The organism is Actinoplanes sp. NPDC051475 (assembly GCF_040689425.1).
In the GTDB taxonomy this organism is placed as follows: Bacteria; Actinomycetota; Actinomycetes; order Mycobacteriales; family Micromonosporaceae; genus Actinoplanes.
On record NZ_JBFAZZ010000001.1, the window covers coordinates 715,919 to 736,995 of the forward strand.

General features: G+C 73.7%; 19 protein-coding genes. 10 read left to right on the forward strand and 9 right to left on the reverse strand.

The window, feature by feature from the left end; genetic code table 11:
- Positions 1 to 38 precede the first annotated feature (38 nt).
- On the forward strand, positions 39 to 950 hold the full coding sequence (locus AB0368_RS03315; RefSeq protein ID WP_366152128.1) for a GNAT family N-acetyltransferase: 912 nt from the start codon (positions 39 to 41) through the stop codon (positions 948 to 950).
- On the opposite strand, the gene AB0368_RS03320 is transcribed toward AB0368_RS03315, so the two are convergent.
- Positions 947 to 2,299 (reverse strand): MBL fold metallo-hydrolase, encoded by a 1,353-nt coding sequence (locus AB0368_RS03320; protein WP_366152129.1) that lies wholly within the window; start codon positions 2,297 to 2,299, stop codon positions 947 to 949. The two genes, AB0368_RS03315 and AB0368_RS03320, sit on opposite strands and share 4 nt — an antisense overlap.
- A gap of 69 nt (positions 2,300 to 2,368) precedes the next feature.
- On the opposite strand from AB0368_RS03320, the gene AB0368_RS03325 reads away from it, so the two are divergent.
- Complete coding sequence (locus AB0368_RS03325; RefSeq protein WP_366152130.1) at positions 2,369 to 3,580, forward strand: aminotransferase class V-fold PLP-dependent enzyme; 1,212 nt, start codon at positions 2,369 to 2,371, stop codon at positions 3,578 to 3,580.
- Positions 3,581 to 3,584: 4 nt separating this feature from the next.
- Here the strand turns inward: AB0368_RS03325 and AB0368_RS03330 are convergent, their stop codons facing one another.
- Complete coding sequence (locus tag AB0368_RS03330; protein ID WP_366152131.1) at positions 3,585 to 4,040, reverse strand: SMI1/KNR4 family protein; 456 nt, start codon at positions 4,038 to 4,040, stop codon at positions 3,585 to 3,587.
- A gap of 92 nt (positions 4,041 to 4,132) precedes the next feature.
- Here AB0368_RS03330 and solA point away from each other — a divergent pair, with 92 nt between their 5' ends.
- Positions 4,133 to 5,284: an N-methyl-L-tryptophan oxidase gene (gene solA / locus AB0368_RS03335; protein WP_366152132.1), complete on the forward strand. Its 1,152-nt coding sequence runs from the start codon at positions 4,133 to 4,135 to the stop codon at positions 5,282 to 5,284.
- A 17-nt stretch (positions 5,285 to 5,301) separates the two neighbouring features.
- On the opposite strand, the gene AB0368_RS03340 is transcribed toward solA, so the two are convergent.
- Both AB0368_RS03340 and AB0368_RS03345 read right to left on the reverse strand, forming a co-directional pair.
- Positions 5,302 to 5,718, reverse strand: a complete 417-nt coding sequence (locus AB0368_RS03340; protein WP_366152133.1) for a hypothetical protein — start codon at positions 5,716 to 5,718, stop codon at positions 5,302 to 5,304.
- Between the two features lie 39 nt (positions 5,719 to 5,757).
- Positions 5,758 to 6,744: an aldo/keto reductase gene (locus AB0368_RS03345; protein ID WP_366152134.1), complete on the reverse strand. Its 987-nt coding sequence runs from the start codon at positions 6,742 to 6,744 to the stop codon at positions 5,758 to 5,760.
- A gap of 132 nt (positions 6,745 to 6,876) precedes the next feature.
- On the opposite strand from AB0368_RS03345, the gene AB0368_RS03350 reads away from it, so the two are divergent.
- Together AB0368_RS03350 and AB0368_RS03355 are read left to right on the forward strand one after the other, a co-directional pair.
- Positions 6,877 to 7,767 carry a helix-turn-helix transcriptional regulator gene (locus AB0368_RS03350; protein WP_366152135.1) on the forward strand — a complete coding sequence of 297 codons (891 nt, stop codon included), beginning with the start codon at positions 6,877 to 6,879 and terminating at the stop codon, positions 7,765 to 7,767.
- Between the two features lie 150 nt (positions 7,768 to 7,917).
- Complete coding sequence (locus AB0368_RS03355) at positions 7,918 to 8,826, forward strand: universal stress protein (protein ID WP_366152136.1); 909 nt, start codon at positions 7,918 to 7,920, stop codon at positions 8,824 to 8,826.
- Here AB0368_RS03355 and AB0368_RS03360 read toward each other — a convergent pair.
- From AB0368_RS03360 to AB0368_RS03375, 4 genes are all read right to left on the reverse strand, one after another.
- The gene (locus AB0368_RS03360) at positions 8,780 to 9,496 is read right to left on the reverse strand and encodes a VanZ family protein (RefSeq protein WP_366152137.1); all 717 of its coding nucleotides are present in this window, start codon (positions 9,494 to 9,496) and stop codon (positions 8,780 to 8,782) included. The two genes, AB0368_RS03355 and AB0368_RS03360, sit on opposite strands and share 47 nt — an antisense overlap.
- Positions 9,497 to 9,539: 43 nt before the next feature.
- Positions 9,540 to 10,331 carry an SAM-dependent methyltransferase gene (locus tag AB0368_RS03365; protein WP_366152138.1) on the reverse strand — a complete coding sequence of 264 codons (792 nt, stop codon included), beginning with the start codon at positions 10,329 to 10,331 and terminating at the stop codon, positions 9,540 to 9,542.
- 50 nt (positions 10,332 to 10,381) lie between these two features.
- On the reverse strand, positions 10,382 to 11,725 hold the full coding sequence (locus AB0368_RS03370) for a GDSL-type esterase/lipase family protein (protein WP_366152139.1): 1,344 nt from the start codon (positions 11,723 to 11,725) through the stop codon (positions 10,382 to 10,384).
- A gap of 84 nt (positions 11,726 to 11,809) precedes the next feature.
- On the reverse strand, positions 11,810 to 13,225 hold the full coding sequence (locus AB0368_RS03375) for an amino acid permease (protein ID WP_366152141.1): 1,416 nt from the start codon (positions 13,223 to 13,225) through the stop codon (positions 11,810 to 11,812).
- 254 nt (positions 13,226 to 13,479) lie between these two features.
- Between AB0368_RS03375 and AB0368_RS03380 the strand changes: the two genes are divergently transcribed.
- The 5 genes from AB0368_RS03380 (at position 13,480) to AB0368_RS03400 (ending at position 18,743) form a co-directional block, all read left to right on the forward strand.
- A complete protein-coding gene (locus AB0368_RS03380) occupies positions 13,480 to 14,364 on the forward strand; it encodes a helix-turn-helix transcriptional regulator (protein ID WP_366152142.1) in 885 nt (294 codons plus the stop codon).
- A gap of 210 nt (positions 14,365 to 14,574) precedes the next feature.
- Positions 14,575 to 14,823, forward strand: a complete 249-nt coding sequence (locus AB0368_RS03385; RefSeq protein ID WP_366152143.1) for a hypothetical protein — start codon at positions 14,575 to 14,577, stop codon at positions 14,821 to 14,823.
- A 74-nt stretch (positions 14,824 to 14,897) separates the two neighbouring features.
- Positions 14,898 to 16,019: an FAD-dependent monooxygenase gene (locus AB0368_RS03390; protein WP_366152144.1), complete on the forward strand. Its 1,122-nt coding sequence runs from the start codon at positions 14,898 to 14,900 to the stop codon at positions 16,017 to 16,019.
- Positions 16,020 to 16,101: 82 nt separating this feature from the next.
- Positions 16,102 to 16,644 (forward strand): hypothetical protein, encoded by a 543-nt coding sequence (locus AB0368_RS03395; protein WP_366152145.1) that lies wholly within the window; start codon positions 16,102 to 16,104, stop codon positions 16,642 to 16,644.
- A complete protein-coding gene (locus tag AB0368_RS03400; protein ID WP_366152146.1) occupies positions 16,641 to 18,743 on the forward strand; it encodes a bifunctional polysaccharide deacetylase/glycosyltransferase family 2 protein in 2,103 nt (700 codons plus the stop codon). Before AB0368_RS03395 ends, AB0368_RS03400 begins: the two co-directional genes overlap by 4 nt.
- Before the next feature lie 46 nt (positions 18,744 to 18,789).
- On the opposite strand, the gene AB0368_RS03405 is transcribed toward AB0368_RS03400, so the two are convergent.
- Positions 18,790 to 21,045 (reverse strand): catalase, encoded by a 2,256-nt coding sequence (locus AB0368_RS03405; protein ID WP_366152147.1) that lies wholly within the window; start codon positions 21,043 to 21,045, stop codon positions 18,790 to 18,792.
- Between the last annotated feature and the right edge of the window lie 32 nt (positions 21,046 to 21,077).

A 21,077-nucleotide genomic window follows, 5' to 3' on the forward strand; every position in this document is an offset into this window, starting at 1 on the left:
CGGCACGGGCGCCCGTCTCCGCACGAGGAGAACACCCCTTGACGCAGCACCTGCGCCCGCTCCGCGGGCCGGACGAGATCGACCTGTTCACCACCCTGCCGTACGCGCTCAACACCGAGGTCGCCGGTGACCTGGACGCCGGGCGGCGCCGCACCGGATGGCTGTGGGTGGCGCTCGACGACGGCCGGGTGGCCGCCCGGGCCGGATTTTGGGCCCCGGTGGGCGACGACGAGCCCATGTTCCTCGACATCTTCGACGTGGCCGGGCCCGCGGACCTCGAGGTGGGCGTACGCCTGCTCGAGACGGCCCTGGCGACCCTGCCGGCCCGGCCCGAGTACACCCGGTTCGTGCCGGCCGCTTGGCGGGACGACCCGGGCGCCCGCCGCGACGTGGAGCTTCGCATGAGCGCCCTGGAACGCACCGGCGCGAGGCTGTTCGTCGAGCGCCTGCGCCTGCAGTGGGATCCGGGCACGCCGGTCCCGCCGGACACCGGCCGCCTCAGGTTCCGCCCGCCGTCCGGCCCGGAGGAGCTCATCGCCTTGATGACCCGCGTGATGGACGGCACCCTCGACGCCCACGGGCGCGAGGAGCTCACCCGGATGACTCCGGCCGAGGCGGCCCACCGGCAGTACCACGACGAGCTGGTCCGCTGTCCCAGCCCGCAGGAGTGGTGGCGGGTGGCGCACCGCCCGGACGGCACGCCTGCCGGGTTCGTGATCCCGGCGCACAACGGCTACAACCCGATCATCGCGTACATCGGGGTGGTGCCGGACCTGCGCGGCCACGGCTACATCGACGACATCCTGGCCGAGGGCACCCGCGTGCTCGCCGGCCGGGACGTGCCCCGCATCCGCGCGGCGACCGACGTGGCGAACGCCCCGATGGCGGCGGCGTTCGCCCGCGGCGGCTACCGCGTGTTCGAGCGGCAGATCGACATGGTCTGGACCTAGGTCGCGACGGGCAGGCCGGCGGCGGCCGCGTTCGCCCAGTCGTCGTCCACGGCCACCGCGCGGCGTCCGGCCCGGGCCAGCAGGCTCGCGGCGGCCGCCGCGCGGTAGCCCGCCGCGCAATGCACCCACACCGTGCCGTCCGGAACCTCCGTCCAGCGCTCGGTCAGCTGCGGTAGCGGGATGTGGACAGCCCCGGCGAGGTGGCCGGCCCGCCACTCCGCGTCGGCGCGGACGTCGAGGACGACGTCCGCGCCCTCGGCCGCCAGGTCCGCGAAGGTCGCCCGGCGGCGCTCCGCCAGGTCGCCGGGGGTACGCGCCCAGTCGTCGGGCGTGCCGGTGGCCGCGGCGGCCGGGCGGTCGATGCCGATCCGGGCGAGCTCCCGCTGGGCCGTCGCCACCTGCTGCGGGGACTCGCCGAGCAGCGTCAGCGGGGTGCCGTGCGGCAGGGTCCAGCCCAGCCAGGTGGCCAGCGGACCGTCCACACCGAAGCTGAGCGTCCCGGCGAGGTGGCGGTACGCGTACGCCTTGCGCGAGCGCAGGTCGACCACCCACTCCCCGGCCTCGATGCGGGCCCGCAGCTCGTCGGCGCCGGCGCGCCGGGCGGGCGTCAGGTCGATGAGCTCCGCCCCCTCGGCGTTGCGGACGCCCATGTGCGCGTAGTACGCGGGATAGGCGCCGAGCCCGGCCAGCAGCTGCTCGACGTACGCGTCGGCATGCAGCCGCAGCACCGGGTTGACCCGTTTCTCCCGGCCGATCGTGGACGAGTCGGCGTCCGGCGGGGTGGCGGAGCAGAAGCTGCCGAAGCCGTGGGTGGGCCAGACCGGCGTGCCGTCGGGCAGCAGGTCGGCGAGGCGGCGCGCCGAGTCGTGCTGGTGCCGGGCCAGGGTCCGGGCGTGCGCCGCGCCGAGCAGGTCCGTGCGCCCGGTGGTGCCGAACAGCAGCGAGCCGCCGGTGCAGACCCCGGCCACCTCGTCGTCGTGACGCACCACGTACGACAGATGGTGGAAGGTGTGGCCCGGCGTGGCGACGGCCGTGAGCGTCAGCCGGTCGGAGACCACGACCCGGTCCCCGTCGGCAACCGGCAGCCGCGGGAAGCTCACCTCCTCGGCGGCGGCGACCAGGTACACCGCCCCGGTCACCCGGGCGAGCGCGAGGCCGCCGGAGACGTAGTCGTTGTGCAGGTGGGTCTCGGCCACGTGGGTGATACGGACGCCGAGGCGGCCGGCGACCGCGAGCACGCGGTCGATGTCACGTTGCGGGTCGACCACCACGGCCACCTCGCCGTCGTGCACGAGGTAGGTGCGGTCACCGAGGGACGAGGTCTCCACCACGGCGGTGCGAAGCGTCATTGCTTCCTCCAGAGCGACTCGATGCCGACACACTATCCATATTTCCTATCGATTAGATATGGTCCGGTCATGGTGAGCGTCCTGAGCCCCGCAGAGGTCAAACTTCCCGACGGCAGCAGCATCGATTTCGCCAACCTCGACATCGCGGCCACCGCACCGTGCCTCGACGTCGTCGCCGCGGCGGTGGCGGACCTGCTGCCCTGGTACGGCAGCGTGCACCGCGGCGCCGGCGCCCTGGCCCAGCGCAGCACCCGCGAGTACGAGCAGGCCCGGGAGACCCTGTACGAGCATCTCGGCTGCGGCCCGCAGGACACCGTCGTGTTCACCCGCAACACCACCGACGCCCTCAACCTGCTCGCCCACGTCCTGCCGCCCGGCACGACCGTGGTGACCTTCGACGTCGAGCACCACGCCAACCTGCTCCCCTGGCGCAACCCCGTACGCATCGGGACGCCCCGTTCGGCCGGCGAGGCGGTCGCCACGCTGGACGAGGCGCTGCGCGGGCTGCCCGGCCCGGTGCTCGTGGCCGTCACCGCCGCCAGCAACGTCACCGGGGAGCTGTGGCCGGTGCAGGAGCTGGCGGCGGTCGCCCACCGCCACGGCGCCCGCATCGCGGTCGACGCCGCCCAGCTCGCGCCGCACGCACCGGTAGACATGACGGCCCTCGGCGCCGACTACATCGCGCTCTCCGGGCACAAGGTCTACGCCCCGTTCGGCGCGGGCGTGCTGGCCGGGCGGGCCGACTGGCTCGACGCGGCGCCGCCGTACCTCGCCGGGGGCGGCGCGACCGCGGGGGTGTCCGCCGACTTCGCCGTACGGTGGCACGACGGCCCGGCCCGGCACGAGGCCGGCACCCCCAACCTGGTCGGCGCGGTCGCCCTGGCGACCGCCTGCCGGGCCCTGGCCGACGCCGACCTCTCCGCCGAGGATCACCTGCTCGACCGCCTGCGGGCCGGGATCGCCGCGCTGCCGCACGCCGAGGAGCTGCGGCTGTTCGACGCCGCCGCGCCCCGGGTCGGCATCGTCTCGTTCGCGGTGCTGGGCCGCGACCCGGACGAGCTGAGCACCACCCTGGGCCGCGACCACGCGATCGGGGTCCGCACCGGACTGTTCTGCGCCCACCCGCTGACCCGGCGGCTGCTGCACGAGGCGGCGGGCCGGCTGGACCCGGCCGCCGAGGCGCCGGGCGCGGCGATCCGGGCGAGCCTCGGCCTCGGCACCCGCGAGGAGCACGTCGACCGCCTGCTCGGGGTGCTGGCCGAGCAGGCGCCTCGCCGGTGACGCCTCAGCGGGTGGGGGCGTACCACTCGTCGCCGTCGGCGACGAGGATGCGGGTCAGGTAGTCCGCGAGGCCGTCGGCCACCGTCCGGCGCTCGTCGGTCTCGTGGTCCCACACCACCACGCCCCGCACGGGGTCGCCGGGCACGAGGGCGAACTGGTCGCCGCCCCCGTTGTCACCGAAGAAGAGCAGGCCGTCGAAGGGGGCGTAGAGCTCCCGGAAGTCCGCGACGGTGCGGAACTCCAGGTTGTCGCGCACGATCCGCTCCACCGGCCAGATCACGTCGAGCTCGTCGTCGCCGCGGACGCCGTCGGACTCCGCCAGCAGGCTCGCCAGGTCCTCCGGGAAGACCTGGCCCAGCCGCTCCTGCGCGGCCGCGATCGCCGCCACGGGGGCGCCGTCGGCCAGGCCGGCCGCGGGGAACACCGCCAGCACCACGTCACGCCAGGGAACCGCGAGCATGGTGGCATCCTACGAGAGCCCGTTTGCGGCGCATCCGGAAAACTCGCCGTACGGCATTGACCATCGCCATTGGATCCCCCGAAGCTGGCGGCGTGACGGTCAACGACGTGATCGTGGTGGGGCTGGGCGGCATGGGTAGCGCGGCGGCACACCACCTCGCCGCACGCGGCCGGCGCGTGCTGGGGCTGGAGAAGTTCGGGCCGGCCCACGACCGGGGCGCCAGTCACGGCGGCTCCCGCATCATCCGGCAGTCCTACTTCGAGAGCGCCGACTATGTGCCGCTGCTCCTGCGGGCGTACGAGCTCTGGGAGACCCTGGCGCACGACTCCGGCCAGGACGTGATCAGCCTGACCGGCGGGGTCATGGCCGGGCACCCGGAGAGCCGGACCGTCGCGGGCAGCCGCCGCAGCGCCGAACAGTGGGACCTGCCGCACGAGATGCTCGACGCGGCGCAACTGCGGCGGCGATTCCCGGCCCTCGATCCGCGCGCCGACGAGGTGGCGCTCTTCGAACCCAAGGCCGGTTTCGTACGCCCGGAGCCGACCGTCCGCGCCCACCTGGACCTGGCCGCCGGGCACGGCGCGGACCTGCGCTTCCACGAGCCCATGACCCGATGGGAACCCACCGCGGACGGCGGCGTCCGGGTCGACACCGAGTCCGGTACGTACACAGCGGGCCACCTGGTCCTGGCGCCCGGCCCCTGGGCGCCCCGCCTGCTGGCCGACCTGGGCGTCCCGTTCGTCATCGAGCGCCAGGTGCAGTACTGGTTCCAGCCCGACGGCGGCGTCGGGCCGTACCTTCCGGACCGCTTCCCGGTCTACATCTGGGAGGACCGGCACGGCAGCCAGGTGTACGGCTTCCCGGCCATCGACGGCCCGGAGGGCGGAGCCAAGATCGCCTTCTTCCGCCGGGGCGTCCCGACCACCCCGGAGACGGTCGACCGGGAGGTCCACGACGACGAGATCGCCACGATGGCCGCCCGCGCCCGCCGGCACCTGCCCACCCTGCCGGGCGCCTTTCTCCGGGCCAAGACGTGCCTCTACAGCAACACGCCCGACGAGCACTTCGTCATCGCCACCCACCCGGCCCACCCGGCGGTGACGGTGGCGTGCGGCTTCTCCGGTCACGGCTTCAAATTCGTGCCCGTCGTCGGGGAGATCCTGGCCGACCTGGCCACGACGGGCGCGACCGCGCACCCGATCGGCTTCTTCGACCCCCGCCGCCTCACCGAAGTGCGCTCCTGACGCCTCGGGCGCGACCGCTAGCGAGCGCGGTCCATGCGGGTCGAGCCCGGCGGCGGGAAGGCGGCCGAGCGGGCCGCCCGGAGGCGCCCGCCGAGCTCGGCCAGACGCCGGCTCTCCGCCATGGATGCTTCCAGCGCCCGCTGGGCGAGCGATTCCGCCGTCCGGGTGACGGCCTCGGCGATCTCGCGCGCCCCCTCGTAGGCGGCTTCCGCCTGGTCGGCCTGCGCCACCAGGGACAGGTTGCCGGGTTCGCCGCGGCGGGCCTCCCGCAGCCGGGTGAGCTGGTCCCAGGCGGCCGTCTCCTCGCGGTGCGCGGCCCGCTGCGCGTCGAAGGCCTTGTGGCTCGCCGTCTCGCGCGCGGCGGCGCGGACGGCGATGTCCTCGCGCATCGCCTCGAACTCGGCCCGGAGCCGGTCATGCTTGTCCTCGGACACTCCAGCAAGCTAGCACCGCCCGCGCCGCCGTCCCACCGGTCAGCGGTCGATGAGCGCCTGCAGGTGGGCCGGGTAGCGGTCCCCCTGGACCTCGATCTTCGCGGCGGCGCCGTCGATCTCGGTGAGCTCATCGGCGGTCAGGCGGAGGTCCGCGGCGCCGACGTTCTCGGTCAGGCGGGACACGTTGCGGGTGCCGGGGATGGGTACGATCCACGGCTTCTGCGCGAGCAGCCAGGCCAGCGCCACCTGGGCCGTCGTGGCGTTCCGGCGGCCGGCGACCGCGCCCAGCAGGTCCACCAGCGCCTGGTTCGCCTGCCGCGCCTCCGGGCTGAACCGCGGGAGGGTGCTGCGGATGTCGCCGGCGGCGAAGGCGGTGTTGCGGTCGATCTTCCCGGTGAGGAAGCCCCGGCCCAGCGGGCTGAACGGCACGAAACCGATGCCCAGCTCCTCGAGGGTGGGCAGGATCTCGGCCTCGGGCTCGCGCCACCAGAGGGAGTACTCGCTCTGCAGTGCGGTGACCGGCTGGACCGCGTGGGCCCGGCGGATGGTCTGCGCGCCCGCCTCGGAGAGCCCGAAGTGCTTCACCTTCCCGGCTTGGATCAGGTCCTTGACGGCGCCGGCGACGTCCTCGATCGGTACGTCCGGATCGACGCGGTGCTGGTAGAACAGGTCGATCGCCTCGACGCCCAGGCGCCGCAGGGACGCGTCGGCGACCTGCGCGATGTGCTCCGGCCGGCTGTCGAGGCCCACCTGGCGGCCGTCGGCGTCGAACGCGAAGCCGAACTTGGTGGCGATCGCGACCTGCCCGCGGAACGGGGCCAGGGCCTCGCCGACGAGCTCCTCGTTGACGAACGGGCCGTACACCTCCGCGGTGTCGAAGAGGGCGACGCCGGCCTCGACGGCGGCGCGGATGACCGCGATGCCCTCGGAGCGGCCGGCGGCGGGGCCGAGCCCGTGGCTGATGCCCATGCAGCCCAGGCCGAGTGCCGAGACCCGCAGGCCGGTGCCGAGCGTGCGCTGGTCCATCGTCGTACTCCTGTCGTCGGGTGGCGGCGTGATACCGATCTTTCCCGGGATCCCGTCCGGGTGGCAGTGTCTGCTGAGCCCGGTACTGACAGAACCTCCCAGACCGGGCGGACCGCTCGTAGCGTGGTGGTCATGGACAACCGGTCCGAGATCCGCGACTTCCTGACCACCCGGCGCGCCAAGATAACCCCCGAGCGGGCGGGGCTGACCGATTACGGCGGCCACCGGCGCGTGGCAGGGCTGCGGCGGGAGGAAGTCGCCCTGCTGGCCGGGGTGAGCGTCGACTACTACACCAAACTGGAGCGTGGCGATCTCAAGGGAGTGTCCGACAGCGTCCTCGAGGCGCTCGCCCGGGCCCTTCAGCTCGACGAGGCCGAGCACGCCCACCTGCTCGACCTGGCCCGTGCCGCCGGCACCCTGACGGCTCGGGCCCGGCGCCGCTCCGCCGGGCAGCACGTACGCCCGGGGGTGCAGCGTGTCCTCGACGCGATGAGTACCGCGCCGGCGTACGTACGCAACGGCCGCCTCGACCTGCTGGCGGCCAATCCGCTCGGCCGGGCCGTGTTCGCGCCCCTGTTCGACAGTCCGACGACCACCGCCGCCCGGCCGGCGAACATCGCCCGGTTCATCTTCCTCGACCCCGCCGCCCGTGACTTCTACGTCGACTGGGAGCAGCTGGCCTGCGACACGGTCGCCCTGCTGCGGGGCGAGGCGGGGCGGGATCCGTACGACCGGGCCCTGACCGAGCTGGTCGGGCAGCTGTCCACCATCAGCGACTCCTTCCGGACCCGGTGGGCCGCGCACAACGTGCGGCTGCACCGCTCCGGGGTCAAGCACCTGCACCACCCGGTCGTCGGGGACCTGACGCTGACCTACGAGTCGCTGGAGCTGACCGCCGATCAGGGGCTGCGGCTCAACGCGTACACCGCCGAATCGGGCACCGCCTCGCAGGAGGCGCTCGGCCTGCTCGCCAGCTGGACCGCCACGCCCGCCGGCGTCGCCAATGCGCCTGAAGTCAGCTGACGCCGGGCCTCCAAGGTCCTCATTCGACATCGATCACATTGAATCCCATGGACGGGACCTCCGGCCCTTCCGAACGGCGCCGCACCGGCGGATGCTGTATTGGGGTCCGGTCGCGGGCCTGGAGGCCCGAGGGGCCGGGAGGTCGGGGTCATGACCACAGTCGCCGGAGCCGCCGTGGTGGTCGGAGTCGACGGATCGCCGCGGAGCATGGATGCCGTCGAGGTCGCCGCCGCCGAGGCCGCGCGCCGCCGCCGGCCGCTGCGGATCGTGCACGCGCAGGCGAGAACGGCTGCCCGGGAGCAACCGGACGAAGTCCGCGAGCGCGCGGCGGCCTGCCTCGCGGAGGCGGTCCGGATGGCCGGGAAGGTGACCTCCGACATCGCCGTCACCACCGAGGTCGTCGCCGGGCGCCCGGCGGCGGCGCTGACGGCGCTGAGCCGGCATGCCAGCCTCCTGGTCGTGGGCGACCGCGGGCTGGGCGGCCTGCTCTTCGGCTCGGTGCCGAACCACGTCGCATCGCACGCCGACTGCCCGGTGCTCGTCGTACGAGGCGAACCGCGGACGACCGGCCCGGTGGTCGTCGGCGTCGACGGAGCCGGGGACTCGGCGGGGGCGGTCGACGTCGCCCTCGAGGAGGCGTCGCTGCGGGACACGTCCCTGGTGGCGCTGCACGCCTGGTGCGGCACCGACGGGACGGAGCTCACCAGCAGCGTGGCGATGCGCTCAGGGTTCCGGTCGGGCGAGGCGCAGGAGGAACGGGTGCTCGCCGAGGCGCTGGCCGGCGCGGCCGACCGCTATCCGGAGGTGCCGGTACGGCGCCACGTCGTCCGCGGCGACGCCGGACCGCTGCTCGCGGACTGGTCCCACCTGGCGCAACTGGTGGTCGTCGGCGAGCGGTGCCACAGCGGGCTCGCCGGCCTGATGCTCGGCTCGGTCAGCCAGCACCTGATCTTCCACGCAGACTGCCCCACGACCGTCGTCCGGGCGGTCCCGCCGGCCGGCCGGCTCGGATTCAGCGGGTCAGGTTCAGCGTCGTCTCGTCCTCGACTGCGGGTGTGAGGACCAGCGTCGGCTCGAGCGCCGGCGACCACGACCGGGCCGCGGGGATGCGCGGTGGGACAACGGGCGGTGGCACAAAGGGCGGCGGCACAAAGGGCTGTGGGACGACAGCAGGCGGCGGCGCCGGAGCTGCGGCGCGCGGTCGCGCCATCGCGCCGACGGCCAGGAGGACCAGCCCGGCGCCCGCGCCGATCAGCGCCCCGCCGCTGTTGTAGACCCAGTCCCCCGCGGTGGCGACGCGTACGCCGCTGACGGCCTGCCACCCCTCGATGCCGAACGACAACGCCGCCCCCGCCACCGCCGTCCACACGGCCCGCCGCGTGGCGAGCGCGCCGAAGAGGCCGAGTGGCACGAACAGGAGTAGGTTCGCCATCTGCTCGTCGGGCGAGGTGGGTTCGTGCAGCTCGGCCCGGAAGGTCGCCGCGTGCAGGAACGTGCGGACGTACGCGCCGGCCCGGTGGACCGCGCCGTCCTGCCAGCCCGGCGCCTCCAGGGGCACGGTGAAGACCAGGATGGGCGCGAGGGACAGCAGCGCGAGCAGGGTCCATCCGGGCCGCCACCCGAACAGGCGGGACACCGGGAGGAACAGCACACCGGCGGCCAGGGCGCAGCAGACGAGCAGCGGCAGGGCGCCGGGGCGGTCCAGGGCCAGATCGAGCTGATAGCGCATGCGGACGATCTTGCCTGCCGGTGCGTAACGCCCGAATAAATGCTCAGGGCTTGCGGGCCACCCCGCCGTAGAGGGCCGCCTGGGCGTCGGTGAGGGGCTCCTCGCCCTCGGGCCGCCACCGCAGGATCGGCACCACGCCGGGCTCGGCGAGCTCCAGGCCGGCGAAGAAGCGGCCCACCTCCGGCTGGTTGCGCAACCGGGTGGTGATGCCCTGCCGCCGCATGATCTCGGAGAAGCGCGCCCAGGACGTGGGGTTGTAGTCGGCGGTGATGTGCGACACCACCAGGTAACTGCCGCTGGGCAGGGCGTCCATGAGCCTGCCGACGATCGTGTACGGGTCGGCGTCGTCGTCGAAGAAGTGCAGGATCGCGAGCAGCAGCACCGCGACCGGCCGGCCCAGGTCCAGCGTCCCCGCCAGTTCCGGGGCGCGCAGGATCTCGCCGACGTCGCGCAGGTCGCCGTCCACGTACGCGGTCCGCCCCTGCGGCGAGCTGGTGAGCAGGGCCCGCGCGTGGGTCAGCACGATCGGGTCGTTGTCCACGTAGACGATCCGCGCGGACGGGTCCGCCGCCTGCGCCACCTCGTGCACGTTCGGGGAGGTCGGCAGGCCCGTACCGATGTCGAGGAACTGCCCGACCCCGGCCTCGGCGGCCAGGAACCGCACCGCCCGCCGCAGGAAGGCCCGGTTCTGCAGCGGCGCGGTGGCGGCGTCGGGGTTGACTGTCAGCCCCTGCTCGGCGGCGGCGCGGTCGGCGGCGAAGTTGTCCTTGCCGCCGAGCAGGTAGTCGTACACGCGCGCGGGATGCGGTCGCCCGGTGTCCAGCGGCTCCGCCATGGTTCCTCCCGGTGTCGGCGAGCGTCCGCGTGCATCTTAGTGAAGACCGTTCAGCGCGATGAACCGAAGTCCTGGGTCCACCATGGTGCGCCGTCCGCGTCGCGTGCCACGCCGACGCCGACCTCGGTGTATCCGCAGCGGAGGATGTTGGCGCGGTGTCCCTCGCTCTCCATGAAGCCGGTGAAGTCCGTGGTCGCGTCGTGCTTGCCGTACATGGCGATCTCGGGCGTCCGGAAGGCACCCGGGGCGGCGTTCTCGGCGATGGACGCCCACCGGTAGCCGGCCGCGGTGATCCGGTCGCCGAGGTCGGGCTCGCCGGCCAGGCGGTGACTCAGCTCCCGCTTCCCCGCCATCAGCCGGGAGTGGGCGCGCGCGGCGCCGGTCAGGGTGTCGCTCGGCCTGACGGGCGGGCAACCGCCCCGGGCCCGCTCGGTGTTGATCAGATCGATCATCCGGCTCTCCAGTGCGGCGTCACCGACCGGCGCATCCGGCGCCGGGGGCGTAGCCGGCTCGGTCGGAGGCGTCGAGGGCTGAGACGGAGGTGATGAAGGGGGCGTCGACGGCGGTGTCGACGGCGGTGTCGCGTCCGGTACGCCGCCGAGCACGGCACCGTAGGCACCGGCGTACCCCGCGGCGGTGGGATGGAACGTCTCAGTCGGCCGCCGGGGGTCGGCGGCGTGCAGCCACGGGTCAGCACTGCAGGCCTCATGGCCGCGGAAGGCCTCGCGGACGTCGGCGAAGCGGAAGCCCGCACGGCGGCTGGCCGCGGCGAGTCCGTCCGTGACCGCATCCGCGTTGTCGGCGAGCCCGCGCCGCTCGGCCTCGTCGAGGTCCAGGCCGGGGCAGGTGCCGCCCTCCCCCACCAAACGGGGATAGCCGAGCACGGTCACGTCGGCGTGCGGCGCCCGCCGCCGGATCTCCGTGAAGAGCCCCGCCAGGCGGCCGGACAGCCGGTGCCGCGCGTACCACGTACCGATCCGGGTGGAACGCCGGCACATCCTCTCGCTGCGGGCCAGGCAGTTCCGGACGGTCCAGGCGAAGCCGGCGTCGTTGCCGCCGGCCGTGACGGTCACCATCGTCGTCCGCTCGTCCAGCGCGCCGAGCTGAGTCTCCCCGACGTCGGCGATGGTCGCGCCGCTGCACGTCATGTCGGTGAGGGCGTACGCCGGGTGGGCGGCGGCCCAGGCCCGCGGATAGCCGAGCGGGCTGCGCCGGCACGGGCCGCTCGCGGGGTCGTAGGGGTCCGCGCCGACTCCGGCGGCGTAGGAGTCGCCGAGGGCGACGTACCGGGCAGGTTCCGCACCCGGCGTCTGCGCCCGGGCGTTGGCCGCGATGGCGAATGCCGAACCGGCCGCCAGCAGCATCGCCGCGGCGGTGACCGTACGTTTGAGCACCTGAACCTCCGAGAGGGGTCGACGTCCCTTGCCGCCATCGCAACGGGCCGCCGGAGGCGCAGGTTCACGAACGCGGCATGCTCCTCACTTCGACCGGTTGAGCTGCGAGTGGTGGCGGCTGTAGAGCAGGTACACCAGCAGCCCGAGCACGAACCAGACCACGAAGCGCAGCCAGGTCACCGGGCTGAGGAACGTGATCAGCCAGAGCGAGAAGAGCACGCCGAGCGCCGGGATCACCGGCATCCCGGGCAGGCGGAAGGTGCGGGGCAGCTCCGGGCGCCGGTAGCGCAGCACGATCACCGCGACGCAGACCACGACGAAGGCGAGCAGGATGCCGATGTTGGTCAGCTCCGCCGCCTCCCGGATGGGCAGGAAGCCGGCGATGACGGCGGAGGCGGCCCCGGCGATCCAGGTGACCCGGCTCGGCACCCGGCGCACCGGGTGCAGCCGGGCGAACCAGGCCGGCAGCAGGCCGTCGCGGCTCATCGCGTACCAGACCCGGGTCACGCCGAGCATGAAGGTGAACATGACGGTGAGGATGCCGATGATGGCGCCGACCGCGATGACGTCGGCGAGGCCGGACAGGCCGACCGCCGCGAAGGCGGAGGAGAAGCCGCTCTCCGGGTCGATGTCGCGGTAGTTCTGCATGCCGGTGAGCACGAGCGTGGCCGCCACGTACAGCAGCATCGAGACGATCAGCGAGTAGATGATCGCCCGGGGCAGGTGCCGCCGCGCGTCGCGTGCCTCCTCGGCGGCGGTGCTCATGGCGTCGTAACCGAACACCGCGAAGAACACCGTGGCGGCTCCGGTGACGGCGCCGCTCACCCCGAACGGGAAGAACGGCCGGTAGTTCGCCGTACGGATGTGGAAGACGCCGACCGCCACGACGAGCAGGACCACCGCGATCTTGATCGCGACCACGGCCGTCTCGGCCCGGGCCGCCGCCCGGATGCCCAGATTCAGCAGGTACGCGATGAGCAGGCACAGCAGCACGGCGAACAGGTCCACGACGTGCCCGTCACCGGTGCCCGGCGCCCCCAGCATCCAGGCCGGCAGGTCGAGGCCCAGCTCCCCCACGAGGAACGAGAAGTAGCCGGAGATGCCGATCGCCACCACGGACACGATCGCGGTGTACTCCAGCAGCAGGTCCCAGCCGATGAACCAGCCGACGATCTCGCCCAGCACCACGTAGCCGTACGTGTAGGCGGAGCCGGCCTTGGGGATCATCCCGGCGAACTCCGCATAGGACAGTGCCGCGGCGGCGCTGGCCACGCCGGCGATCAGGAACGAGATCAGCACGGCCGGGCCGGCGGTCTCGTGGGCCACTGCGCCGGCCAGGGCGAAGATGCCGGCACCGATGATGCCGCCGACGCCGATGGCGGTGAGCTGCCACAGCCCGAGCGTGCGGGACAGGTCGGCCTTGTCGTCGGCGACGTCCTCCACCGGCTTTCGCCGGAAGATCCCCGAGCCCGATCCGAACCGTTCCGGTGTCGTCGTCATGACGGTCCTCCCTGCTGGTACGCACGCGCCTGCCATCGGCCTACCACGTCAGGCCGGGGAATGCATCTACAGAGGTGAATAGAGGCGGCGCGCCCCGCCGGCGGCGACCGGGTGACACGGGTGGATCAGGGCCGCCGCGGCCCTATGATCGTGCAGGTGGTTGGGCATCGTCGAGGGAAGCTGCACGTTTGGATGCACGTGCATCAGGTTATGGAGTTCCCCGAGAGGACCGAGGGCTGATCGGGGTGGGTGGATTGATCGCAGCTCGTCAGGACGCCGGCACCGGCCCCGCCGCGCTGCGCATCAGGCTGGGGACCAAGCTGCGCAGGCTGCGCAAACAACGGGAGATCACCCGCGAGGCGGCCGGCTGGGAGATCCGGGCCTCCGAGTCGAAGATCAGCCGGATGGAGCTGGGCCGGGTCCCGTTCAAGGAACGCGACGTCGCCGACCTGCTCGCCTTCTACGGCGTGCCGGAGGACGAGCGCGACGACCTGCTGGCCCTGGCCCGGCAGGCCAACGCGCCCGGCTGGTGGCAGGAGTTCGCCGACGTCGCCCCACCCTGGTTCCTGTCCTATCTGGGCCTGGAGGAGGCGGCGTCGCTGGTCCGGGCGTACGAGGTCCACTTCGTCCCCGGCCTGCTCCAGACCGGCGACTATGCGCGTGCGGTGATCGCGCACGGGCACGCGGAGGCGCCCGCCGACGAGATCGAGCGGCGGATCGCGCTGCGCCTGGGCCGGCAGCGGGTGCTGCACCGGCCGGACCCGCCGCAGGTGTGGGCGGTCCTGGACGAGGCCGTGCTGCGCCGCCAGTTCGGCGGCCGCACGGTGATGCGGGGTCAGATCGAGGCGCTGATCGAGGCCGCCGAGCTGCCGCACGTGCACATCCAGATCGTGCCGTTCCACGCCACGGCGCACGCGGCCGCCGGCCTGCCCTTCGCGATCCTGCGCTTCGCCGAGGCCGAACTGTCCGACGTGGTGTACGTCGAGCAGCTCACCACCGCGCTCTACCTCGACAAGCCGGGCGACGTGGATCTCTATGCGGAGACGATGGAGCGCGCCTGCCTCGAGGCGGAGCCGCCGGACCGGACCTCCGCGATCCTCCACAAGATCCTCGACGAGCTCAGTGCCGCGGAGAGCTGATCAGCTGGTCAGCTGGTCAGCCTCCTCCGAACGGTGCACTTCAGACATCCTTTCCTGTTGTCTTACCAGCCAATGTGCATATGCACGTGCAGCAGTACTTGCATCGTCGAGGCCATCTGGCCATGCTTGGGCACGTGCGCGGCTCCGCGCACCCGCCGGCGATGGCAGCGTCCAGCCCGGACGCGGGCCCGGCAGACGAGGAGTGCGTGGATGGACAGGAATCGCGGCCCCGCCGCTCCGGTGAGCCTCTTCCCGGAGTCCGACTACCGGTTCGGGGCGGGACCGCTGCGGATGCGGGTCGAGCGGGTGGACTGGAACCGGCCGGTGCAATACGACAACGACAGCTGGTACGAGGTCGACGGCGTCGAGGTCACGGTGGACGGCCGCGAGATCGGCCGCCGCCAGGCCCTGGTCCGCGGGCGCAACCTGTCCGCGCTGCCGCGCAACAGCCGTCCATAAGCGACAGGAATCGGCACGTTTTCCTGTCCGCCGGGCCCTGGCGCGCGCCCGCTCCGGGCACCACCATCGGCGGCATGACCGAGCCAGTCCTGATCATCGGCGCCGGCATCGCCGGCCTGGCCCTCGCCCGCGCGCTGCACCGCGAGGGCATCCCGTACGCGATCTACGAGCGGCGCACGGAGGCGGCGGATGCCGGCCTGGCCGTCAACCTGCCCGGCAACGCGATCAGCGCCCTGCACCGGGCCGGCCTCGGCGACGCGATCGAGGGCGTGGGCTTCCCGGTGGCCCGCCGTGAGTACCGCACCCGGCGTGGGCGCCTGCTGTTCGGCGTCGACGAGAACGCCTTCTGGGGACCGCGGGCCGCGCCGCGCTGCGTCCGCCGCGCCGACCTGCACACCATGCTGCGCGCCGGGCTGCCGGACGGGACCGTCCACCTGGGCCTCGGTGTGACCGCCGTCCGGCAGGACGGGACCGGCGTGGAGGTGGACCTCTCGGACGGCTCGACCGCGCGCGGCGTCCTGGTCGTCGGGGCCGACGGCGTGCGCTCGACCGTGCGCCGGGCGGCATTCGGCGACGAGGGGGTCCGGGCGGCGGTGCTGTCGGCGGCGAGCTACCGCTTCATGGCGCCCAATCCCGGCGTGGACCGCTGGGCGGTGTGGATCGGCGACCGGGGCACCTACCTGCTGATCCCGGTCTCCCCGGCCGAGGTGTACGGCTTCGCCTGCGCGACCGGCGGGGGCCCGGCCAGCCCGGACGTCGGCTGGCTGGCGGACACCTTCGCCGGCTTCCCGGAGCCCGTACGCCAGACCCTCAAGTCGGTGCTCGCCGACCCGTCGCAGCTGTACCACTCCCCCATCGAGGAGGTCCGCATCCCTCGGTGGACGCACAGCCGGGCCGTGCTGATCGGCGACGCCGCCCACGCCACCGCGCCGGTCTGGGCACAGGGGGCCGCACTCGCCCTGGAGGACGCCGAGGTCCTGGCGGCCCTGCTCGCCGCCGGGGCGGACGTACCGGCCGCCGCCGCCCGCTTCGACCAGGTGCGGCGCCCGAGGGTCACGCACGTCCAGACCCAGACCGACCGCTTCTCGCGGACCGCGTCCGTCCCGGGCTGGGTCCGCGCCCTCACCGCGCCCTTGACCGGGCCGGCCGGCTACCGGGCCGCCTACGGTCCGCTGCGGGAGTGGCCGCAACTATGAGCACCACCTCCGGAGTCCCGGGTCGTTGTTTCCGATACGTCCGGATATCGGGCGATCCCGTCGGACGTCAGGAGGGCGAGCGGTGGCCTCGCACGAGATCCAGCCGGTGGGTGATGACCCCGTCTTCGTGGACCGCACCGGCCGCCGGCGCCGGCGGCTGGTGCTCTGCGGCCGGCTGGGCGTCGCCGCCCTGGCCGCGGCCACCGCGGTGACCGTCGCGGGCCTCGCGGGCGGGGCCCGCCTGCCCTCGCTCGCGCTGCCCGCTCCCCTGAACCCGGCGGCGCCCCGCACCACCACCCACCCGACGACTCGCGAGGCGCAACCGCCGGCCTCGCGGATCCCCGGACGCGAGGCCGTCACGGTGTCCACACCGGTCCTGGAGACGGCGGCCGTCCGGCCGGCGAAGGCTCCGACGACCGCCGTGACCAGCGCATCCCCGTCCCGGCCCGCAGTGGTGCCGTCCCCGCCCTCGCCGAGCGCCGGCGATGCCGGGACGCCGGAGCCGTCGACGTCGTCGGCGGCGGCTCCGGCCACCGGGCGGAAGCCCAAGGCGTGCACCGCCCCCGGCCGGAAGCCGCCGCGGGCGGCCGCCGCCTGCCGGGCCCGTTCCGGTCACAAGAAGTGACCGGAGCCCGCCCCCGATCCCACTGGGCCGGTCTCGTCGCCGCGCTGATGCTGCTGCTGATCGCGCTCTGCGTCAACGGCTACGTCCGGCACGTGGGCAGCGAGGGCTCCGGTACGCCGCAGCGGACCGGCCCGGCGACCGCGGCCGATCCCGTGATCCGCGCCGGCGGCCCGGTCCAGCGCGTGGCGCCCGGGCAGCCGATCCGCAGCCTGCGCCCGCCACCTCGGGTCCTGGCGTTGACCTTCGACGACGGACCCGATCCCCGGTGGACCCCGCGGATTCTCGACGTCCTGCGCCGGCACGGCGCCCACGCGACGTTCTTCGTCGTCGGCGCCAAGGTGGCCGAGCACCCCGAGCTGGCCCGCCGGATCGTCGCGGAGGGCCACGAGCTGGGCGTGCACACGTACAGCCACGCCGAGCTGGCGGCGATTCCCGCCTGGCGGCAGCGCGCCGAGCTCGCCGCCACCCAGGCCGTCATCGCCTCGGCCACCGGCACGCGGACCAGGCTGGTGCGCCCGCCGTACGCCGCCACCCCGGGGGCTGTCACCCGGGCCGAGGCCGAGGCGATGAACAGGGCCGGGGCGGCCGGTTACCTCACCGTACTGACCGACCGGGACAGCGGTGACTGGCGCCGCCCGGGCACGGCGGCGATCGTCCGTGCCGCGACGCCGGCCGCCGGGCGCGGGGCGGTGGTGATGTTCCACGACAGCGGCGGCGACCGCGCCCAGACCGTCGCGGCCGTCGACCGGCTGCTGAGCACCGCGGCGGGCTACCGCTTCGCGACGGTGTCCCAGGCCGTACGTCTCACCCCGACACCGGCCGCCCCGCTCGCCCTGCGCCTGCGCGGGTACGCGCTCACCGGGGTGCAACGGGCCGGAGCCGTCGCCGCCACGGCGATGTCGGTGCTGCTGGGTGCGGCGGTCCTGCTCGGCGTCGGACGCCTGGTGATGCAGCTGTACCACTCGCGGCGCCACGTACGGCGGACGCGGCGGCAGGGCCACCGGCAGGCCGGCTTCGGTACGGTCAGCGTCGTCGTGCCGGCGTACAACGAGGCCGCCAACATCGCGGGCACCGTGCGCTCCCTGGCCGCCTCGGACTACCGGCCGCTCGAGATCATCGTCGTCGACGACGGCTCCAACGACGACACCGCGGGCATCGTCGCCCGGCTGGGCCTGCCCGGGGTCCGAGTCGTCCGGCAGGCCAACGCGGGCAAGCCCGCCGCCCTCAACACCGGCATCGCCGCCGCCACCGGTGACCTGCTCGTACTCGTCGACGGGGACACCATATTCGCCCCGGACGCGATCGGCCGGCTCGTGCAACCGTTCGCCGACGTCTCGGTGGGCGCGGTGTCGGGCAACACCAAGGTCGCCAACCGCGGTGGCCTGCTCGGCCGCTGGCAACACCTCGAGTACGTGATCGGCTTCAACCTGGACCGTCGCATGTTCGACCTGGCTCGCTGCATGCCGACGGTGCCGGGGGCGATCGGGGCGTTCCGGCGTACGGCACTGGCCGAGGTGGGCGGGGTCTCGCAGGCCACCCTGGCGGAGGACACGGACCTGACCATGGCGGTCATCCGGGCCGGCTGGCGGGTCGTCTACGAACCGCGCGCCGTCGCGTGGACCGAGGTGCCGGCGACCCTCGGGCAGCTGTGGCGCCAGCGCTACCGGTGGTGCTACGGCACGATGCAGGCGATGTGGAAGCACCGCCGGTCCCTGGCCGAGCGCGGCCCCGGCGGCAGGCTGGGCCGGCGCGGGCTGGCGTACCTGCTGCTGTTCCAGGTTCTGCTGCCGCTGACCGCCCCGGCGGTGGACGTGGCGGCGGTCTACGGGGTGTTCTTCCTGCCCTGGCCGCAGATCGCCACGACCTGGGCGGGCTTCCAGGTCCTGCAGATGATCACGGCGGCTTACGCGCTGCGCCTCGACGGCGAGCGCCTCGGGCCGCTGTGGAGCCTGCCGCTGCAGCAGATCGTGTACCGGCAGCTGATGTACCTCGTCGTGGTGCACGCGACCGTGGCGGCGTTGCTCGGCGACCGCCAGCGCTGGCAGCGGATGCACCGTACGGGCCAGGCCGAGCTCGCCCTGGCCGGCCGCCGGACGTGAACGGGCCCGCCCTGCGGCGCAGGGCGGGCCCGGTGGTGCCGGCCGGTCAGGCGACGGAGGCGGGGAACCGCTCCCACACCCGGTGTGCCGCGAGCAGCTGCTGCACGGCGGTGAGGGCGTCCTCCCCGGACTCGGCCGTCACGACGCCCGGCGTGCCGGCCACGCCGGCCTCCTGCAGCACGGTGAGGCCGTTGCCCCAGGCGCCGATCGCCTTGGCGTGCCGCCACGCCTCGTCGACCAGCAGCACCACGCGCGGGTCGACGGCGAGCGAACCGGCCGCGCCGGCCTTGGCGTCGCGGACCGGCAGCGCGTCCGCGGCCGGGGCCGGGGCGCCGGCCACCAGGATCGCGTCGAACTCGACCGAACGCGCCGTGGCGAAGGTGCGCTGCACCGGCATGCCGTCCACCACGCCGCCGTACGGGGCGATCAGCAGGGGCACCATGCCGGCGGCGAACACCGCCCGGCGCACCGGACCCACGTCGTCGAGGCCCACGGCCGGGTCGACCACGATGCCGATCAGGCGGCCGTCGGCGGGCCACATGCGGCCGATCTGCGACAGCGCCGGGCTGGGGTGGACGTCGGCGAGTGGCACCGTGGGCTCCGGCGCGGGCAGGCCCAGACCCTTGGCGACCTCGGCGCACAGCACCGGGTCGATGTTGGCCAGGCACTGCAGCTGGCGTTCCTTGATCGCCTGCTCGTAGCACTTGCCGAGCTCGAAGGTGTACGCCCGGATGATGTGCTCCTTCTCCACCGGCGACATGCTCAGCCAGAACAGCCGGACCTGGCTGTAGTGGTCGTCGAAGGAGGCCGGGTTCGCGCGTACCTTCGGCGCCTCGGCGACCACCACCGGCAGGTCCAGGAAGGCGTTCTCCTCGGTGGTGAACGGGTTCCCGCCGTCGAGCGAGTTCGGCCGGTACGGCGCGACCCCCGCGTGCACGGCGTGCTGGTGGAAGCCGTCGCGCAGCATGTCGTTGACCGGGGCGTGCGGGCGGTTGATCGGGATCTGCGAGAAGTTCGGGCCGCCCAGCCGGGTGAGCTGCGTGTCGACGTACGAGAACAGCCGGCCCTGCAGCAGCGGGTCGTTGGTGACGTCGATGCCCGGCGGCAGGTGGCCGAGGTGGAACGCCACCTGTTCGGTCTCGGCGAAGAAGTTGCGCGGCGTGCGGTTGAGCACGAGCTTGCCGACGGGCTGCACCGGTGCGAGCTCCTCGGGGACGATCTTCGTCGGGTCGAGCAGGTCGATGCCGGCGAACGTCTCCTCGGGCGTGTCCGGGAAGACCTGGATGCCGAGCTCCCACTCCGGGAAGGCGCCCGCCTCGATCGCGTCGTACAGGTCCCGCCGGTGGAAGTCGGGGTCGACGCCCGCGGCGATCTGGGCCTCCTCCCAGTCCAGGGAGTGCACGCCCAGCTTGGGCTTCCAGTGGAACTTGACCAGCACCGTCTCGCCGGCCGCGTCGACCAGCCGGAAGGTGTGGACGCCGAAGCCCTCCATCGTCCGGTACGAGCGCGGGATGCCGCGGTCCGACATGTTCCAGATCGTGTGGTGCTGCGCCTCGGTGTGCAGCGAGACGAAGTCCCAGAACGTGTCGTGCGCGCTCTGCGCCTGCGGGATCTCCCGGTCCGGGTGCGGCTTGCCGGCGTGGATGATGTCCGGGAACTTGATGGCGTCCTGGATGAAGAAGACCGGGATGTTGTTGGCGACGAGGTCGAACGTGCCCTCGTCGGTGTAGAACTTCGTGGCGAAGCCTCGGGTGTCGCGCACCGTGTCGGCCGAGCCGCGCGAGCCCAGTACCGTGGAGAAGCGGACGAAGACCGGGGTCTCCTTGCCCTTCGCGAGGAAGCCCGCCTTGGTGACCTTCTGCGCGGCGCCGTAGCCGGTGAACACGCCGTGTGCGCCCGCGCCGCGCGCGTGCACGACCCGCTCCGGGATGCGCTCGTGGTCGAAGTGCGTGATCTTCTCGCGGAAGTGGTGGTCCTGGAGCAGGATCGGGCCTCGCGGCCCGGCCTTCAGCGAGTGGTCGGTGTCCCGCAGGCGCGCACCCTGCGAGGTGGTCAAAAAGGCGCCCTGCTGCCCCTTCGACTCGGCCGGGGCGCCGGTCTCGGCGCCGGTGGGCGTCCGGGTGTCCGGGGCGCCCTGCTCCTTCTTCGGCGGCAGCGGGCCCTTCGGGGCGGTCGGCTCATCGACGGTGGCCGGTGCGCTTCCCGGCGCGCCGGGGACCTCGGACGTCAGGGCCTCCGCCACCTTGGCGGCGGCGGCCTCCACCACGTCCTTGACCGCCTTGACCGGCTTGCTCGAATCCATGTGACCCCGTCCTCCGTGTGCGGTACATACCA